The sequence below is a fragment of the Acinetobacter sp. WU_MDCI_Abxe161 genome (assembly GCF_025514355.1).
Taxonomy (GTDB): Bacteria; Pseudomonadota; Gammaproteobacteria; order Pseudomonadales; family Moraxellaceae; genus Acinetobacter; species Acinetobacter pittii_E.
This window is the reverse complement of record NZ_JAHPTU010000013.1, coordinates 79,223-96,597: the sequence shown is the minus strand read 5'-3', so window position 1 is coordinate 96,597 and position 17,375 is coordinate 79,223. Positions and strand designations below refer to the sequence as shown.

Below are 17,375 nucleotides of genomic sequence, written 5' to 3'. Positions count from 1 at the left end.
GCCGCTACCGTACCTGCTTCTACTCCCGTAATCTTGTTCGTCGCACCATCTGTAACAACATTCCCTACCGTGGTCTTGTCGAACTTCACGTCTTTGGCTGTTGCAACAACATAGTTGTCTGAACCATCCACATTCGTGCTCTTGGTCACAACAATGTTTTCACCCTGCTGTACCTTGGTCTTCGCTGCTGCAGACGCCGCCTTTATCTGGTCAACATTCGCTGCATCCGTACCATCAACACCTGCCGCAACATTTTTGATTGCCTTACTGCCTGCATCAATACCGTCAGCTGTAACGCTCGGGCCATTGGCAATCGTTAAGCCATCGTTATTTAAAACACTGTTACCCGCTGTAACGCTGTTTAAGGTCAGGTCCTTATTCAGGCTGTACTTGATGCTGTTACCATCCTTCGCGACCGCCAGGTTGGTTTCACCGTCTGCTGTACCAATGTCAACTGTATCACCAGCTTTCACTGCACCTGCATTGGCACCATTACTCTGTAAGACCCAGCCTTTATCCAGCTCACTAATCGCATCACCCACATTGTTAACTGGTGTGCCATTGACTGTGTAAGCCGGTGCACTAACTGCACCTGTAGTCGGATCATAAGTAGAACCACCACCCAAACCTTGTGCAGTAGTTGCTCCTTGCTGGTCATTAATATCTTTTAATTTCTTTAACTGGGCAACATTCACCGCATCTGTATCTAATGCACCATCCGAAACATTTTGAATACGACGCTCTTTCCCAACATCACCTACCGACACAGTACCATTTGTATCTGAAGCTGCTACATTCGTTAAGAATGAGTCACCTGTTTGTGCAGTAGCCACTGAGTTTTGACCAATGGCAGCACTGTTCTCTGAATTAACTTTACTGCCTGCTCCTAAAGCTACACCAGCCACAGTTGAACTCGTTGCTCCTTGACCAATGGAAATAGCTCGATCTTGGTCCGCTGTAGTATTGCTACCAATTGCAACGGCATCCTCTCCCGTACTGGTAGTATTATTTCCTAATGCCACGGCCCCTTCTTTTGTTGCTTTAGAGACAGCACCAATCGAAATTGCTCCTTTCTCAGTGGCTTGTGCGCGGGTACCCATTGCAATTGAAGCCAACCCTAATGCTTCTGAACGCGTACCAATGGCTGTCGAAAAAGTCCCTGTTGCATCATTCTGCATACCTAGTGCAATGGCTGCAGAACCAGAAGCAGTAGTAGATTTAAAAGCAGTAGGTAGAACATCACCTGTTAATTCTGTGTATTCAGCCCCACTAATTGCTGCTGCACGAAGAACATCATCACCACCAATAGCAATAGCGGAATGTCCACTAGCTATTGTGTTCGCACCCAATCCAATTGACTGGTCACCCGATGCAGTAGAGTTTTGCCCAATGGCAATACCTTGGTTATAATTTGCGGTATTTGCCCCAGTAGGAGTAGTATCATATGTAGGGGTTACTCCAGCAGTAGATGCTCCTGTACCAATAGCAATTGCCCCCCGATTAGGCGCACAAGCTTGCCCAGCGACTGGTGTTGTACTATCAGTTGCACCAATTGCTATAGCGTTTTGTCCCTCTGCTCCCGACCCAGTATTTCCACCAGCTGCACCTGTTGTACAATTTGTAAATGTACTACCTCCGCCAGCCTCATAGCCCGCAAATGCACTTGAAGCACCCACAAGGCCACCTAAAATAATTAACGTCCCTATTATAGTTTTTTTAGTGGTTGATTTAGTTTTGCTTTTAGATAATTCAGAGACAGCAATCCATGTCCCGAATCTCTCACTCCAAATCATACGATAAATTTTATTCATTTCAGACCTCGTGGCTACTTACACCAACTTTCGTTTTATAGACTTCAAATTCCCTGTTTCTTAATACCTTCAACTTTTTTAATTTTTGATAAGCAAAAAATTAATCAGGGGCTTGTGACGATTCTACGAATACAAAGCAGCTACTACTCGTCAAAAAATCTCATCTACAGCGCAATACGTCTCATTTTTTTAATATAAAAAAAAGCTGCTTAAAAATATTTTTAAGCAGCTTTTTATTTAATCAATCTATAATGTTTTAAATTAATTATCCTTTTATCGCTAGTTTAAAGTGTTGGTATAAATCATTTCTCGTATTTAAATAGAGATTAAATTTATCTTGATTACGTTTTATTTCATTGGGACCAAAACCATAGCGTTGACGAAAAGCTCTATAAAACTGGTTACTATTACTAAAACCATATTCATAGGCAATTTCTGTTACTGTAATAGAGTTTAAAGGGTTAAGTAATTCATGATATGCCATATCTAAACGCTTATTACGGATAACAGAGATAATGCCACCCTCTTCTTCAAAAGCCCGGTACAAATGCGCCCTCGACACTCGAAAGCTCTTCATTAAAAACTCAATGCTCAATTCGGGATTTTTTATATTTTGCTCAATAAAATCAATTACTCGGAGTTTCAATACCTCTCCGCCTTTCGCGTACTCATTAAGTTGATCTAAGTTCTGAGGGGCAGCACTCTTTAATGCGGTTACCAATAAAGACAAGAATGTATGTAGAGTTACCGATGCTTCTTTTTCCTGTAAACGTAATGCTACATCAAATAAACCCAACATATAGTCTTTTAAAATTTTTGTCATCGGCTTATTAGATTTAAGAAGAATATTCTTTTGAATCCTAAAACCATCCAATCGGTGTTTCAATATCTCCTTGGGTATATAAATTTGTAAATTTTTGCCTTTATTGGTTACACCATGACATTTTCTGGAAAGATCAACTAAAGCAATATCACCATCCATTATATTTAAAACTTCATGGTTTTCTTCGCAATGAAAATGACAGCCCTCTAAAGCAATTGTTAACAGGTACATATCTAGGTTAGATTGCCAAATTAAATCCTTCGAACGTTCATACCGATACGCTTCGGCATTTACATTCACCAAAATAACACTATGAATTCTGCGAATTTGTATACTAGTTGACACTTGTAATTCATTTAGTGGAAAAACTCTAGCTATTGGGGCAAATATGTTACGAACATATTCAACGCGGTATTCTTCATCAATACGATCTGTATTAAATGTAAGCTCAAACGGCACAAAAGTTTACCTCAGGTAAATATTGCAACGGATCATTGAATAAATTAATGGTTGGTAATTCCATAAGACTTCTTTTGATTGCAAGGTTCCATAAAAGCACCTTCCCTGATTTTTTCCAAAGATGATTCGACAAACACGAAAGTGGGATAACTTTTATAGTGCATCACCATAAGGGAAGTAGCAACAAATGATTTTAAGTGCAAATAAAACGCAAGTTTATGCAAAAAATCTCATTTATTGAGATAAAAGTCTCATTTATTTAATGGATATATCTCATTTGTCGAGACAGAAAAATTATAGTTCGAAATCTTACACAAACACATTAAAAATATACAATATATATTCTTTTTGGATTTGATTAATATTATTATCAGTTGAAATATTAAAAAACTTGAGAACATATACAATAATATATTCTTTTTGGATTTGATTAATATTATTATCAGTTGAAATATTAAAAAACTTGAGAACATATACAATAATATGATTATAAAATTTCTTCAACGAATTAATTTATCTATTCAGTCACACTACTAACTTCAAATTTTATTTCAGAAGGACATATATTATAATATTTTTTAAAAGCCCTATTAAAATGATTACAACCTGTGAAACCATATTCAAAAGCAATTTGAGTCATGCTAAGTTGTGAAGTAGGGTTAGAAATTTCCTCATAAGCTAATATTAAACGTTTTTTACGTATTACTGCCATAACCCCTCCTTCTTCTTCAAAAGCTCTATAGAGATGTGCACGTGAAACTCTAAAACGTTGAATTATGGTTTCTATATTTAATTCAGGGTTTCGTATGTTTAAGTCTATAAAATTGCATACGCTATCTTTAAGGATGATATTAGATATGCTACTTTCGTTAGAATAAACAATAGGTTTTTTTTCATCTCTCGCCCCACCAAATAGTAGCGACACTACTGTTTCAAGAATGATATTATTTTCCTCACAACTCAAGTCCAACATTACACCAAATATTGTTAAAATATAATCACTTAGAACTCTAGTAAGAGGCCAATGTGATTTCAATAGAATACTTTTATTTATTTTTCTATTTTTCAAAAACTTATTTACTATCTCCCCTGGCAGATGAAGGTGTATATCTTGTCCGGAAACAGCTATCCCTTCGGTCACTAGATTTAAATCTAAAAATAAAATATCTCCTTCCTCTACAACAATATTTTTACTAACGCCATCAGAATGATAACGCCTACCACTTAACATTAAGCAAAGTAAATATGTATCAGTTGAAGATTGTTGGATAATTTTTTTTGTACGCCTATATTTTTTTGAATTAAATATAGATTTAAATATTAAAATATTATCTACAGTTTTAATATGTGTATTCCCATACAGACCTCCTTTACAAACGGGAGTCAATTCAATTTTTGATGCAAAAAAGTCACGGCAGTATTCTGTTCGCCACTGTGCATCAATAGCCTCTGTGGTGAAAAGGATTTCATTTTTCATATACGGTTTTCAAGATAGAGGGAAATCAACTGGTAAAGATAATAGTAATAAATAAGACAAAAGTCTTATCTATTACTAATTAGTACTGTACTATTAGTTTAGCAAAAAATAGATTGCTATTTGATGTAACAAGATCAATATTTCTAACTGTTTCTTTGTCTTACATAAATTGTATGAAGAAATACTCTAATAAACTTTCCTTTTCACGTGCACCATTTTCGCCCAGTAGCATCGTCATCGCCCCATCAATCACAAACAAGAACATGTGGGCATCTTGCTTTGTGGCAGTACTTTTTACTGTTAGAAGCAAGTTGTAGATTTCATTGATAAACCATTTTCTATAATCAATGACAAGCTGATATGCCTTTGGATGTGATTTTGCAATTTCAAAAATAGCCTTAAACGGTAAGTGATAGAGCCCATCTAAATCGGCATGTAAAAAGTAAATTTTGCGAAGTTTTTCAACCAGTGTTAAATCTTTATCCACGTAAATAATCGAAATGACTGCATGTTTAAGCCCTTCTTTTTGAAAGCTTAAGCTCATTTCAATAAGGCGCTCTTTTGAGTGAAAGTAATTATAAAAAGTCGCTTTGGGCGTTTTTGATGACTCGATAATTCGGTCTATTCCAACATTGTGAAAACCATATTTATTAAAAAGAAATCTTGAGGTGTGAAGCACGCTTAAAGCACGGAATGAAAGATCTGAATGTGGCATAGTTTTTACCGTTATAAAATAAATTCTTGTTGTTTCTAAATGAGATACTTTTTGGGGAGAAAAAAAGGCATAGCAAAGCCCGTAAAGACTGTGCTTGGCATATCTCAAGTTTTATTGTTAGTTAAGTTTTAGACGAAGTGATTTAAAGCCTGAAAACCTTACGGCGATCAAACTGCTTTAAAAGTTTAAGTAGTGTCGTTATAGCTTTTGGCGTTGAGAGCCAAGAAATAATGGATGTGCAAAGCCAACTCCTTTTTAATTGGAGTTCTGCCAAACATTAAAATTATGGTGGCAGAACGAAGGGGGTTCGCGGACTGGCCTTAAGACTCCAGCACACCCAAGGGTGTCCCCCTCCGTTCCACCATAGAGGGGGCACGAGGGTGTACACACTAAAAGTATAAAACCTTTAATGCTCCTAAGGGACGGTCCGCGACGACCGACTGGCAATGTAGGCCAGCAGGCAAATGGTAATCTTCAATATCTAAGGTGTCAATGTGAAATTGAATAGAAAATATTTAATTAATTATTGTTTTTCATTTAATTACATATTTAAGGAAAAACTTAAATATAAAATAAAAAAGGTGGAAACTTAACTTCTCCATCCTCTTGTAGCTGACTTGAAATTTTTAGCGACGAACCGTATAAGCTCCTGTTATTAAATTATCTTTTGCCTATTTTTTAAAATGTGGCAATTGTTCCATAAAATCATTTAGTGGCATTGGACAGCCCCATAAGTAACCTTGAAACTCAGTGCAGCCATTGTCTTTAAAAGTATTAAATTGTTCAGTCGTTTCAATGCCTTCTACCAACACTCTGAGGTTCAGATCTAGTCCAATTTTAATAATGCCTGTGACTAATTTATTACTGCGCTTATCCTCCAAAGCTGCCTGCACAAAGCTACGGTCAATTTTGATTTGCTTAATCGGCATTTTCTGCAAATAGCTTAAAGATGAATAACCTGTACCAAAATCATCAAGAGAAAGTTGAATTCCATTTTTTGATAGGAAATACATTTTTTCAATCATGCTTACACAATTATTTAAAGCAATATTTTCAGTAATTTCTAAAATGAGCCGAGATGGATTTATGCCGTATTGCAGAACCAAATCAATCAACGTTTGCTCAAAGGTGGGCTGCATAAAATGATCAGCACTAATATTAATTGAAAGCGTAAGATCTTTGGTCTCGGCTTGTTTACTCCAATCTTGTAAAACTTTGCAGCCCTGAGTTAATACCCACTCTCCAATCTCTGGCATTAATCCATAATTTTCAGCTGCTGGAATAAAGTCTGGTGTTGGAACATAACCCAAAACAGGATGACGCCATCTGAGCAGAGCTTCCGCACCAATCAGCCTTTCGGAAGAATCTATTTGTGGTTGATAGAAAAGCTCAAATTGTTCTTTCGCAAGTGCTAAACGTAGATCTTGCACCATGGAGTTTTCGGTTTGTATTTCTAATTGCATGGTATAGATTGAAATACAAATCATGAGTGTCGCTACACACGTTGCAATCCATCCCCCATGGTCACGAATATCTTCAGATAGCGGTATAGCACTCTCAAGATTAAAAGAGGTTCCACTAAAAAATATAAAACACCCAATCGACAATAAAATTAAAATAAATTGTAAATAGCTTGGATTTCTACGGTAATTTAAATACCCCAATATCGCTCCAGCAGGTAAAAACAATTGGGCCACTTGCGGACGGTCATTGGTTGCCACATCAAAAAATAAGCAAAAAATGACTGGAAAAACTAGCAAAACAACTTGAGATAAAAGAATGCCCGCTGAAATACGATTTATATAAATAAGACAAAGGCTAAATATGGAGATCAATGTAAAAAAGATATCCATATAAACAATTAACCACATTTGTGCGAATGCAAAATATATGGTCCAAAACAAACAAAAAATGATGCAAATAAAGATATTTGCTTTGGCTGCAATTGTAAGCTGCTGGTCCTTTACGGCGCGGTAATTTTTCTGACGTTTTTTAAAGTAAGACGAAGCTAACATACATAAATCAACCTAAAATATAAAAAAGCACTCTCTTTGCCAGTCATGCTCTATTTCAAAATCCACCAATAAAACTTAGTTTTCTATAAAGTTATTATTTATCTAATATTTTTGGGTTTAAAAAATCGCCTACTCTTCACAATAAAATCCATTTATTTAAGAGGTTTAATGAAAAGATATCCGCTTTTCAGGGTTCCTATAATTTTAAAGTATCAGTCTCTAACGATACATGCTTCGGCCTAACAGGCACAAGTCTTAAATACTCACAGTTTTACTCGCTTCAAAGAGACCCTGACCTATCTAAAGTGGAATATTTTCAACTCAGCTCAGGCTATAATATTAGACCTGCTCTAATATTTTATTTCTCCAATGAAGAATGCTTTTTCTGACAGCAAACAAATTAGACAAGTTTCTAGCTTCTCTGAACTTGCAAATACAAAGTTCCAAGGAGAGACCAATGCGATTTGCTGGCATAGAAATTTGATGGGCGACTTCAAGGAAGTTGTGAATAAACTTAAGTTAAAAGAAAATATTACAGAAGTTTCTGTTGATGACCTTTTAGCGCTACAACTTTCAGAAAAAGGCAATGTAGCCAGAGAAACTATTTTACAAGATATCAAGCAGTTAACTGAATTTGGTGCCTCACCTGTACTTAATTTGCTTAAACACTATGAACGCGATGAAGAGCTAGATTTTATTTCAACAGATGTATATTCATTTCATGTTGATCGCTCCCCAATTGAAACCGATACATTCTTATGCACCTATCACGGCGCTGCGAGTGATATTGTGCCCAATGATCAGGTTCAACAAAAAGTTCTAATTCCAGAAATTAGAGAAAAGCTCAAAGAATTACATGACGGACCAGATGCTGAATTTGAAGCTTTTTTGGCAGAGTATTTCTTTGATTTACATTATCAGCCTAAACCAAATGCACAGTCTATAAATTTAGGTACGGGACATATTTGGCGTTTGGCAGTAGATCATCCTACTCAAAAGGTTCTACCTTGTGTTCATCGGGCACCTGTTGAAAAAGATGGCGAGTACCGATTGCTGTTGATTTGCTAAATATGTTCTCTCTACATCATACAAGAAACCTCTCCCTTTAAAATTTAGATGTTATAACACTTAATAACTGAGAGCTTATTAATGATTTCTACAGCAAATTTAAAATATCTAACAAATTAAATGACATCAATTTAAATTAGAATAATTTTAATCACATATAAAAAATTAGGGCTATATTACATAAAATAATTTAGCCCTGTGTTAAAGTTTTGATTTCTTATTATTTAGATCAATTCATCTAACTTTTCCAACATAGTCCCAAATTTATTAAACGCAGCAAATGCGCCGTCTACTACCAAATGTTGTTGATCCAAACTTAAGTTAAGTTGGTTTAATTGATTTATAAAATTTTTCCAATATTTAAGTCTACCTTCAGGATGCTCTGCCAAGTTTCTTGCACCAAAATGCTCTGATAGATAATAGCTCTCTTTGGCACTTTTTAACAAAATCGCTGCGCCTAAAGTAAACTCTTCAGAAACATATAACCAGCCTAAAGTTTCATATATATTTAAATTTTTCATATCCTTTAACACATCATTTTCTGCCACGATGCCAAGGTCTTCCATATCTTTTTTTATGGCATTCAACCTTTCAGCACATTTAATACCAGAAATTAAATGAGCAATACTATGTACATTAAAAATCTCTGTAACATAAACATGGAAATAATATTGAGCTAATGTGAAGTTTTTATACCGACCTATATTATTAAAAAGGTCTAAACTGATCATTAAATTTCTTAATCTTTCATGCTCACTTGTAGTTTGTCTTTTTATTTTACAATGTAAATTAGGTCTTACAAAGGTATTCATATAGCCGCCCGAAAATCAAAAGAAAAAGTCATAATTTAAAAAACCAGACATAATACATAGTCAATTAAATAGATATACCTCATAAAATTATGAGGTATATCTAAAATCAAAAAATTAAATTTAATTATTTAAATTAAAAATAATTTTAAGATACAACTAAATTAGAAAGTATGTTTTACACCCACACTTAAAGTATAGTGCTTGTTTGAGATACCACCTGTAGCACCACTATATCCCTGCTCACCATCAACATCTTGCCATGTCTGAGCTTTTGCAAGCTTATATTCACTCCAATTAAATTCGGTGAATAATTTAGTTCCCGGAATTACATTATAGCCAACATTAACTGTTGCCCCATAATAATCAGAACGTTTTGCATTATTTTCAGAAATAAATGAGCGCTCATAATGATTATCAAAATCTTTGGCTTTTGCCCAAGGGCTATATTTTACTAAACCATTTAATTCAAAGTTCTTGTAAATATATTGTGCTGCCAAGCCAAAATATGGAACACTAAATTTTTGTTGGTACCCAATAAGCATGTATCCTGGTTCAAATTCACCTTCATTACTTTGCGCACTGTCAGGAATATAATTACCCTCTTCATCTTTACTAGAATAGTGATAAGTTCCTCCACTTGCGTTCCAGCTAAAGCGGCTCTCTTGGTATCCCACTAAACCACTTACCTTTAAAGAGGGTTGATTAAAAATCAATCCTTGAAAGTTAAGATCAAATTCATTTGCATGGTTAAGTTTTGTATTAGGGTGATGAGACCAATCTGTGACTAAATTTGAGTCTTCCTCATCTAGCCAATCATAGTCATCCATTGTGGTTTTGTTACTTGAAACTGTAGTCCAACCTTTCGCGTTAAATGCTAACCACGGTAAAAATTGCCAAGATAAATCTGCTTTTACAATAGGCGCATTTTTCATTTCCCAGTCTAACTGAGACACTTTTTCAGTATCGGCCAATACTAACTCGCGTGCTTTACCGCCATTTAAAATACCTGATGATAAAGATGCAGATACATTAGAAGGAGTAAAATGAGTCCATTGACTATCTGTATTTGCTTGAACGGAGCAAGAGGCCAAAGCGGCAAAAATTAAAGAATACTTTTTCAATTTTAAATTCCCAAAATAAGAGATGAAAGAAATACCAAAGCTGATTTTTGTGAAACCTATCACAAAAAATATAATAATAAAAATCAATTAATCTCTATGATTTAAATAAATAATAATCATAAGTCCTTAATTAACTCACTTTTTTTTCTAGTATTTCATATAAGATATTGAAAAAAATAAAGTTACAAAAACTATCATTTTATTACATTCCCTACATTTTCTATACAACAATAAAAAGGGAATAAAATAGGCAAGAAAACACTTTTTATAGGCTCAAAATAAGCAAATTATCTAGCTCAATAGCCTCTTTTAAATTTTAAACGTGAATATGTCTACCCGCTTACTTATATATACATATGTTTCTTATACTTTTCTTTTTCTATTAAAAATAAAAATAATAACTTAAAAGACTTAAATAGTTAATTTAAAAAGTTATTAGAATTATATTTTTATCAAACTTCTATTACTCAATTAATTATTATAAGTTTATACAACGTAAAATCATTAAACACCAAACTAAAACAAAACACTTAACCTATTGACATATTAAATAAATGAATAAATAAAAATATTAAAACAAAAAATAAAATAAAATTATTTAAAATCAATATGTTAATCAAAAAAGAAAAATAATATATTTTTAAATAATTATAAAGAAACTTCACAAATAGGGCTTTGGAGTGATTGCTATCCTACATAGAGAAAAATATAGGTTTATGCACTTTATGACAATGAAATATATTTTTGTAGGAAATCCTACCTCTGGTGGTGGACAAGTAATTTCAGGAAATAATCTGCCTTTAAGTAAGGGAGTGGCTATTGCTTGTGTAGGAGACAAAGCTATCTGCCCTAAACATAACACTGTTTCAAAAATTATTACGGGCGATCCTAATCATAAAATAATGGGCAAACCTGTAGCCAGAATAAATGATTTACTATCCTGCGGTTGTAAATTATTGCCTCAATCAAGCTCAACAATTGAAGATGATATTGAAAATTACGGTATTAAGTTTCGACTCATCAATGAAATTTCGGAAAATCCTTTATCGAACCAATATTATAAATTAGAAATTTGTGGGGGAAATGCTTTTGAAGGTTTAACAGATGAGTATGGCAATACATGCCTATTAGAGTCAGGAAAAGAAGTTAAACATATCATTCTTACTACTTATGACTTATCTAAACCAATGGAAAGCTGGGATTAACATATGAATAATAAATTAGAGAATATACAACCCAATATCGCTTGGAATTTACCCATATGGGATATCTCCCCTAGAGAACAAAAGATTTATAAAACTACTGAACTATTATGTGGAACTCATACAAATCTTCAAAAATATTATACGGCACGTCCTTATAATTTTTTAATGAATACCCAACAATGGGCTTCTATCGAAAATACGATTGAATTATTAATGGCAATACGTTTTGGTATGGAATGGGACACATACAAAATATCTGATACGCTCTTTAAAGACCCAGACTTTCACCAGAAAATGTATAATAAATTTCATGACTATGTACTTAAGCACTCACAAAAAGAGGTTGATGAAATTATTAGAGAATTTGAACATACAGCTTTTAGAGTTAGGTTTTTATCTACTTTTTCTATCGACAGTCTCATTAATTTAAAAGATTTCGCCCAATTAAGTTATATTAATTTTTTACCAAAAAACTTACATGAGTTAAAATATAATCATATGAAATTAGATAGAAATAAAGCCTATAAAGATTTACTAGCCTTAAAAAACAATGCAGGCCCTTTATATATTAACGAAAAAATGTTTAAAGAAGTTTTTAATTTATAATCTCTTAAATTTACAAGTGTATGTCAATCCAATTTGTTTGACATACACACTTTAATAAAATGCTTAATCTCAAATTTTATTATAAAATTTTCATTTTCATCATATTAATTTTCTATTTATTGGACATAAGCCCACTATAATCATAAACCCCTAACCGAAAGTTAAATTTTGCTTGCTCTTTGCCTTCATCTTCTTTACAACACTCTATTGCTTCTTTTAATATTTTTTTTGACATATCCTCCCACAACTCCAAACTTAGATATTTTAATCTATTAATAGAGTCGAGAGTTATCTCATCTGCAATTATTGCCTGTTCAAGGTATTTATCATCATTTTCTATTAGATTATGAATCCCTGCTGATAAATGTGAACATACATTTTCTATAAAAATTTGTTTCGCTTCGCTCAATTTAGCCGAAGGAGAAAAACAGTCCTTTAGCAAAGTCACAGTTTTATCATTTACTTCAATTAGTCCAATACGCTTTAACTCTAACAGTATAGATTTCGGATGTTTTTCAGTAGAAATATTTTTAACTAGCCACTCAAAACTATTTTCCTCGCCATATATTAAAATTTTATGAGGCAAATCTAAACTTATCCACAAACCTATTACTCGGGCAGGCACACTAATTGGTAAACTTACATTATTAACTTCTATTAGCTCATGACTCCCATTGTTTACTTGTCGAAGCTCACTTACCTCTCTTCTACTTAAACCCGCCAGCAAACTAATTGATGAGTCTGTTTTTTTCTGATTAATTCTTTCTAACTCATAAATAGCTTCATTATAAAATAATGGTCTTAAAGCAGCTGAAAACTCACTATATCCAATTCCCGATCTAACCAATAGAGGCATAAGTACACGCATGATTTCTAAAGCACTCTCTAAAGTGACTTCTGACTCATGAGATAAAGTTGGCAGTGACAAGTTTAGATCCTCTTAATCCCTAATGAATCTTTCAAGATAATTTATCCATCCAAATTTAACATAAGAAAGCAAAAGCATAGTTAAGATATATAAATTAACTTTATTACTTTAAACACTATATATTATAAAACCATTCTTATGTTTTTTTACCATTCGTTATAATTTATAACACAAAAAAATTATAAGCTATTGTTTTAATAAAAATAAAAAAAATCTAATTTTAATTAAAACTCTACTTTCACTGTCATCTTACTATAAGCCCCCTAAAAGCAAGTTCGGTTGATTGAGTAAATCGCCATATCTATACAGGGCAACTTGCCATTAGGTAATTGTAGGCCTAAAGATTGAATTAATATTTCTCTATGTGTCTTTAAACGAAATTTCTTTTATAAAGAGAAAAGTAAAACTAAAAAAGCTCATATAAATATATGAGCTTTGAAAAAACACTATTCATTAGTCTTTTATATATTAATTTTTAAGTGGTCTTAATTCTTTACGTAAAATTTTACCTGAAGCCGACTTTGGAATAACTTCAATAAAATCAATCCTTCTAACTTTTTTATGAGGAGCTACCCGCTCACTCACCCACTCCATTAATTGTGATTCACTTAAATGGGTATTCGGCTGCAAAACTACAAATGCATAAGGAATTTCTCCCGCATCTTTATCAGGATGTCCCACCACCGCCACATCAGCAATAGCCGGATGTTGAAGTATAAGAGCTTCTAGCTCTGCTGGTGCTACCTGATATCCCTTATATTTAATAAGCTCTTTAAGACGATCAACAATATAGACCTCTTGATATGGACCAACTTCCGCAATATCACCAGTTCGCAACCATCCATCTGAAGTAATCGTAGAGAGCGTCGCGGCTTCATTCCCAAGATAACCAAGCATCAAATTTGGTCCACGAATCCATAACTCGCCAGAACGTGTACGACCACCCGGCACTTCAGTAATATCTTCACCAGTCTCGACATCTACAAGTTTGAACTCCATATTAGGAACTATCAGACCTACCGAACCTTTCGAGATTTTATTATTTCCAATTGGAGTAGCATGGGAGACGGCACTAAGTTCAGTCATGCCATATCCTTGAGCAATATCAACAGCAAAACGTGTTTGTAATTCGTTGCTTAATTTTTCATCCAGTGGTGCAGCAGCTGTAAGAATTAAACGAAGTGAAGATAAATCATAATTATCAACGATCTGATTTTTTGTTAGTGGGACAGCAATTGGAGGAGCTATATAAAGATAAGTCACCTTTTGTTTTTGAATAAGGCTTAAAAAGTCTGCAAAAACCATTTTTGCAAGCGTAACAAGGGTTCCACGTTTGCGTAAGGTTAAATTCATAATTATATTCATTCCATATATATGGAAGAATGGTAAAACAGCCATCACCTTATCGTTCTTATTGACATCTAGTACCGATGATGCTTGAGTTACATTTACCATTAGATTTTTATGGCTTAGCATTACTCCTTTGGGAACGCCAGTCGTGCCAGATGAATACGGTAAAACTGCAATATCGTTTGTTGGATCAATTTCAATTACTGGAGGGGTGAGGTTCTCTGCAAGCATATCTGTTAAAGATATATAACCATTTGCACTATCCAATAAAATAATATCATTTTTAGTAAACCCTACTTCATTAGCAGCAGCTTCTGCATACGGCAATATTTCTTTTACTGTCACATAAGCTTTAGCTCTAGAATCATTAAGCTGTTTTACAATCTCTCGAGAGGTATATAAGACATTTAGGGTAGTAACAACAGCCCCAAGTCTAAGAATTCCAAAGAATGCTATAACATATAAAGGAATATTGGGTGCTTGTATTGCAACAGTATCCCCTTGTCTAATTCCTCTCGCCCATAAAGCACCAGCAAAAGCATCTATCTGAGCCCTTAGCTCTCCGTAAGTAAACTTGGACACCCCATCTGTAACAGCTACTAGGTCAAGTTCCTCAGGCAGTAGTGTTCCAAATATTTCTGTATAAAGGTCACGTGTCGGAATCTCAACAGAAGGATAAACACTTGAATAAATCATAATTTGTACTCAGTCATTTCTTTTAATTAAGAATAATCAATATGGCCCCACCAAGAAGCCCCACAACCCTTTGTATTTATCTATTTATTTCACCGCATAAATAGATTTAAATTTATTAATAAAAGTCAAAAAGTCTAATTCTATTTTACTTAAATTCAGTTAATCCTCTCATAAGAATTAACTCATCTTCATAAAGTTTAGCCAAAAGTTTAATGAGCTCCTCAATAGTATAAACACCGTAGAGACTATACTCCTGCCTTCTAATATTACTCTTTATATATTTCAATTGATTTTCATAACTATTAAATTTATTGTTAATACATAAGTAAAATTTATATCCCTCCAAGAGCCCTCCTATATTTATTTTTTTATAGCTAGATTCATTGAAATATTTAACTCTTAAATTACTCATCTACGTATTTCCTGCTAATAAAAAATTACAATAAAACTTTGGTTAGACATTTTATTTCAGATATTTTCTCAAGACTTTTTCTATATCTTCACTCTTTAAGCCGGAAATTTTTTTTCTTAATAAATAAAGTTCATAATCTGTCCACCCCTGCTGTTTAGCTGCACAAAAAAAAATAGAAAGCATAACGAATGGATGTTCATTACGTTTAATAAAGGTTTTAACAAATTTATTAGTAACCATAGAACCAAAATAACTTACCAGATGTAAAACTGAATTGCACAATAAAAAACGGATTAAACAAAGCAAAATCAATAACTTAATAAATTAAATTTCAGCTAACTTGATGAGCTAAAAGTTATTATACACAAAAATGTGCGGATTGCACATTTTTCATAAAACAGAGACTTGATAGCAGAATAATTCTGCTATCAAGTTCACATGGTTAATTTCTTATTTTATGGTTATAGTAGGATAAGTAATTGTAAATTTACATCTATTATTATTTTTTTCAAATATATTAATTAAAGGCTTTTTATAACTTATGGCTTGAGGATATAAATCTAATAAATCATCATTATTATCCTGATTATAGCGATTTACTTCCTTATCCACTTTAAAGTTATTTAAAGCTTCATCTTCTTCATTATCAGACTGAACTTCAGCATATATAATTTTATCGCGAACAGCCTTACATTTAAATTCTTTATTTAAAACTTTACTATTTAAAACTATATAATAATCAGGACTATAATTAAAGCTCCACTCTTGATTAATAAATTTACTATACTCCAATTCATATTTTATTTTATACAGCTTACACTCCCCAGGTTGATATTCTTGAATTAACTTATTCTGGGGCTGTTCAACTATAGTTTCATCATTATTTTTAACAATAAATTTTTCAGGCAAATCACTATTATCAGCAACAAAAAATCTTGTATTATTTTTTACTAAAATATCTACATCAACTATTTTCTTAGGATGACTATCTAAACTTTTCTCGGAAGAAAATCTGATTACCCGCTCTATACCACCACAATTATCATAATAATTGTTATCAAAACTTCCAAATGGAAGAGTCCATTTGAAATTACCATCCCCTTCAACAGGAAGAGCAGGTTCTTTTAAACCACCTTTCCCTCCACCCGTACCCTGAATAGATACCCCACCGCCCCACAAGCTTCCATTTCCTTGTTCACCACATCCTGAAATAATAAATCCAAGACCCAACAACAAAGGAAGATGTTTAAAAAACATAAAATACTCAATTAAAAAAACCTGCGTAAATTCTAACATTTTTTTATTTTTACATAATTCACGTTACAAAAAAAATAATCACACCTTCTTTAGATTTTAATATTTAAATTCTATTTAATATACTTTTTAAAACTAAAATATTAAAAACTTCATTAAACTTTTAACTATCTAAAAAACAAAACATACCTTACGACTACTACATATTACTTCTAACCTAATTTTTATAATATTGCTACAAATAGGTACCCATCTTGAATTAATAATAAAAATTAGAAAGATTAGCCTTATATTTTACAACCATATAAAAATCAAACCTCTACTCTTTCACACTATTTCATCTTAAATACCACTTCATTTTTATCTTTCAAAAACCCATTAAAAAACAAGTATATTCAATTATTCTTAAAAATGATTTTACAGTTTGTTATCATGGTTAACTTTTGTAAAAAATCTACATTTATTAATATAAATACCACACTACATATAAATATTTATTTTCATCTTTATGATGCAGCTTTATTTTTTATTAGCTTATGAAAATTAATAAAAAATAAATATTTTATGAAGTAATAGCCTTTAAAACATCTATGGAAAATTAAATGAATAGTAAGTTTGAAAAT

Annotated in this window: 13 protein-coding genes; 3 read left to right on the top strand and 10 right to left on the bottom strand. The window is 32.9% G+C overall.

The window, feature by feature from the left end; all coding sequences use genetic code 11:
* From KTI78_RS14345 to KTI78_RS14325, 5 genes are all read right to left on the bottom strand, one after another.
* On the bottom strand, positions 1-1,811 hold a 1,811-nt coding region (locus KTI78_RS14345), incomplete at its 3' end, for an ESPR-type extended signal peptide-containing protein (RefSeq protein ID WP_262446487.1).
* Positions 1,812-2,076: 265 nt separating this feature from the next.
* Positions 2,077-3,093, bottom strand: coding sequence for a helix-turn-helix domain-containing protein (locus tag KTI78_RS14340; RefSeq protein WP_262446486.1), 1,017 nt, complete (start codon positions 3,091-3,093; stop codon positions 2,077-2,079).
* A 517-nt stretch (positions 3,094-3,610) separates the two neighbouring features.
* Positions 3,611-4,570, bottom strand: coding sequence for a helix-turn-helix domain-containing protein (locus tag KTI78_RS14335; RefSeq protein ID WP_262446485.1), 960 nt, complete (start codon positions 4,568-4,570; stop codon positions 3,611-3,613).
* A gap of 160 nt (positions 4,571-4,730) precedes the next feature.
* Positions 4,731-5,285, bottom strand: coding sequence for a TetR/AcrR family transcriptional regulator (locus KTI78_RS14330; protein WP_262446484.1), 555 nt, complete (start codon positions 5,283-5,285; stop codon positions 4,731-4,733).
* 671 nt (positions 5,286-5,956) lie between these two features.
* Positions 5,957-7,300: an EAL domain-containing protein gene (locus tag KTI78_RS14325; protein WP_262446483.1), complete on the bottom strand. Its 1,344-nt coding sequence runs from the start codon at positions 7,298-7,300 to the stop codon at positions 5,957-5,959.
* A gap of 369 nt (positions 7,301-7,669) precedes the next feature.
* Between KTI78_RS14325 and KTI78_RS14320 the strand changes: the two genes are divergently transcribed.
* On the top strand, positions 7,670-8,368 hold the full coding sequence (locus KTI78_RS14320) for a DUF1826 domain-containing protein (RefSeq protein WP_262446482.1): 699 nt from the start codon (positions 7,670-7,672) through the stop codon (positions 8,366-8,368).
* A gap of 224 nt (positions 8,369-8,592) precedes the next feature.
* Here the strand turns inward: KTI78_RS14320 and KTI78_RS14315 are convergent, their stop codons facing one another.
* Together KTI78_RS14315 and KTI78_RS14310 are read right to left on the bottom strand one after the other, a co-directional pair.
* On the bottom strand, positions 8,593-9,180 hold the full coding sequence (locus tag KTI78_RS14315) for a biliverdin-producing heme oxygenase (RefSeq protein ID WP_262446481.1): 588 nt from the start codon (positions 9,178-9,180) through the stop codon (positions 8,593-8,595).
* A gap of 161 nt (positions 9,181-9,341) precedes the next feature.
* Complete coding sequence (locus KTI78_RS14310) at positions 9,342-10,301, bottom strand: omptin family outer membrane protease (RefSeq protein ID WP_262446480.1); 960 nt, start codon at positions 10,299-10,301, stop codon at positions 9,342-9,344.
* 725 nt (positions 10,302-11,026) lie between these two features.
* Between KTI78_RS14310 and KTI78_RS14305 the strand changes: the two genes are divergently transcribed.
* Both KTI78_RS14305 and KTI78_RS14300 read left to right on the top strand, forming a co-directional pair.
* Positions 11,027-11,506 (top strand): PAAR domain-containing protein, encoded by a 480-nt coding sequence (locus KTI78_RS14305; protein ID WP_016141512.1) that lies wholly within the window; start codon positions 11,027-11,029, stop codon positions 11,504-11,506.
* 3 nt (positions 11,507-11,509) lie between these two features.
* Positions 11,510-12,112, top strand: a complete 603-nt coding sequence (locus KTI78_RS14300) for a hypothetical protein (RefSeq protein ID WP_016141513.1) — start codon at positions 11,510-11,512, stop codon at positions 12,110-12,112.
* 112 nt (positions 12,113-12,224) lie between these two features.
* On the opposite strand, the gene KTI78_RS14295 is transcribed toward KTI78_RS14300, so the two are convergent.
* The 3 genes from KTI78_RS14295 to KTI78_RS14285 form a co-directional block, all read right to left on the bottom strand.
* Positions 12,225-13,040, bottom strand: coding sequence for a DUF6502 family protein (locus tag KTI78_RS14295; protein ID WP_239977390.1), 816 nt, complete (start codon positions 13,038-13,040; stop codon positions 12,225-12,227).
* Positions 13,041-13,508: 468 nt separating this feature from the next.
* Positions 13,509-15,086, bottom strand: coding sequence for an AMP-binding protein (locus KTI78_RS14290; RefSeq protein ID WP_262446478.1), 1,578 nt, complete (start codon positions 15,084-15,086; stop codon positions 13,509-13,511).
* Positions 15,087-15,948: 862 nt separating this feature from the next.
* On the bottom strand, positions 15,949-16,755 hold the full coding sequence (locus KTI78_RS14285) for a hypothetical protein (protein ID WP_262446477.1): 807 nt from the start codon (positions 16,753-16,755) through the stop codon (positions 15,949-15,951).
* Between the last annotated feature and the right edge of the window lie 620 nt (positions 16,756-17,375).

Coding starts and splice junctions, on each gene's coding strand:
- KTI78_RS14315 (WP_262446481.1), bottom strand. CDS start 9,180: ATGAATACCTTTGTAAGACCTAATTTACATTGTAAAATAAAAAGACAA.
- KTI78_RS14320 (WP_262446482.1), top strand. CDS start 7,670: ATGAAGAATGCTTTTTCTGACAGCAAACAAATTAGACAAGTTTCTAGC.
- KTI78_RS14325 (WP_262446483.1), bottom strand. CDS start 7,300: ATGTTAGCTTCGTCTTACTTTAAAAAACGTCAGAAAAATTACCGCGCC.
- KTI78_RS14285 (WP_262446477.1), bottom strand. CDS start 16,755: ATGTTTTTTAAACATCTTCCTTTGTTGTTGGGTCTTGGATTTATTATT.
- KTI78_RS14305 (WP_016141512.1), top strand. CDS start 11,027: ATGACAATGAAATATATTTTTGTAGGAAATCCTACCTCTGGTGGTGGA.
- KTI78_RS14300 (WP_016141513.1), top strand. CDS start 11,510: ATGAATAATAAATTAGAGAATATACAACCCAATATCGCTTGGAATTTA.
- KTI78_RS14330 (WP_262446484.1), bottom strand. CDS start 5,285: ATGCCACATTCAGATCTTTCATTCCGTGCTTTAAGCGTGCTTCACACC.
- KTI78_RS14335 (WP_262446485.1), bottom strand. CDS start 4,570: ATGAAAAATGAAATCCTTTTCACCACAGAGGCTATTGATGCACAGTGG.
- KTI78_RS14290 (WP_262446478.1), bottom strand. CDS start 15,086: ATGATTTATTCAAGTGTTTATCCTTCTGTTGAGATTCCGACACGTGAC.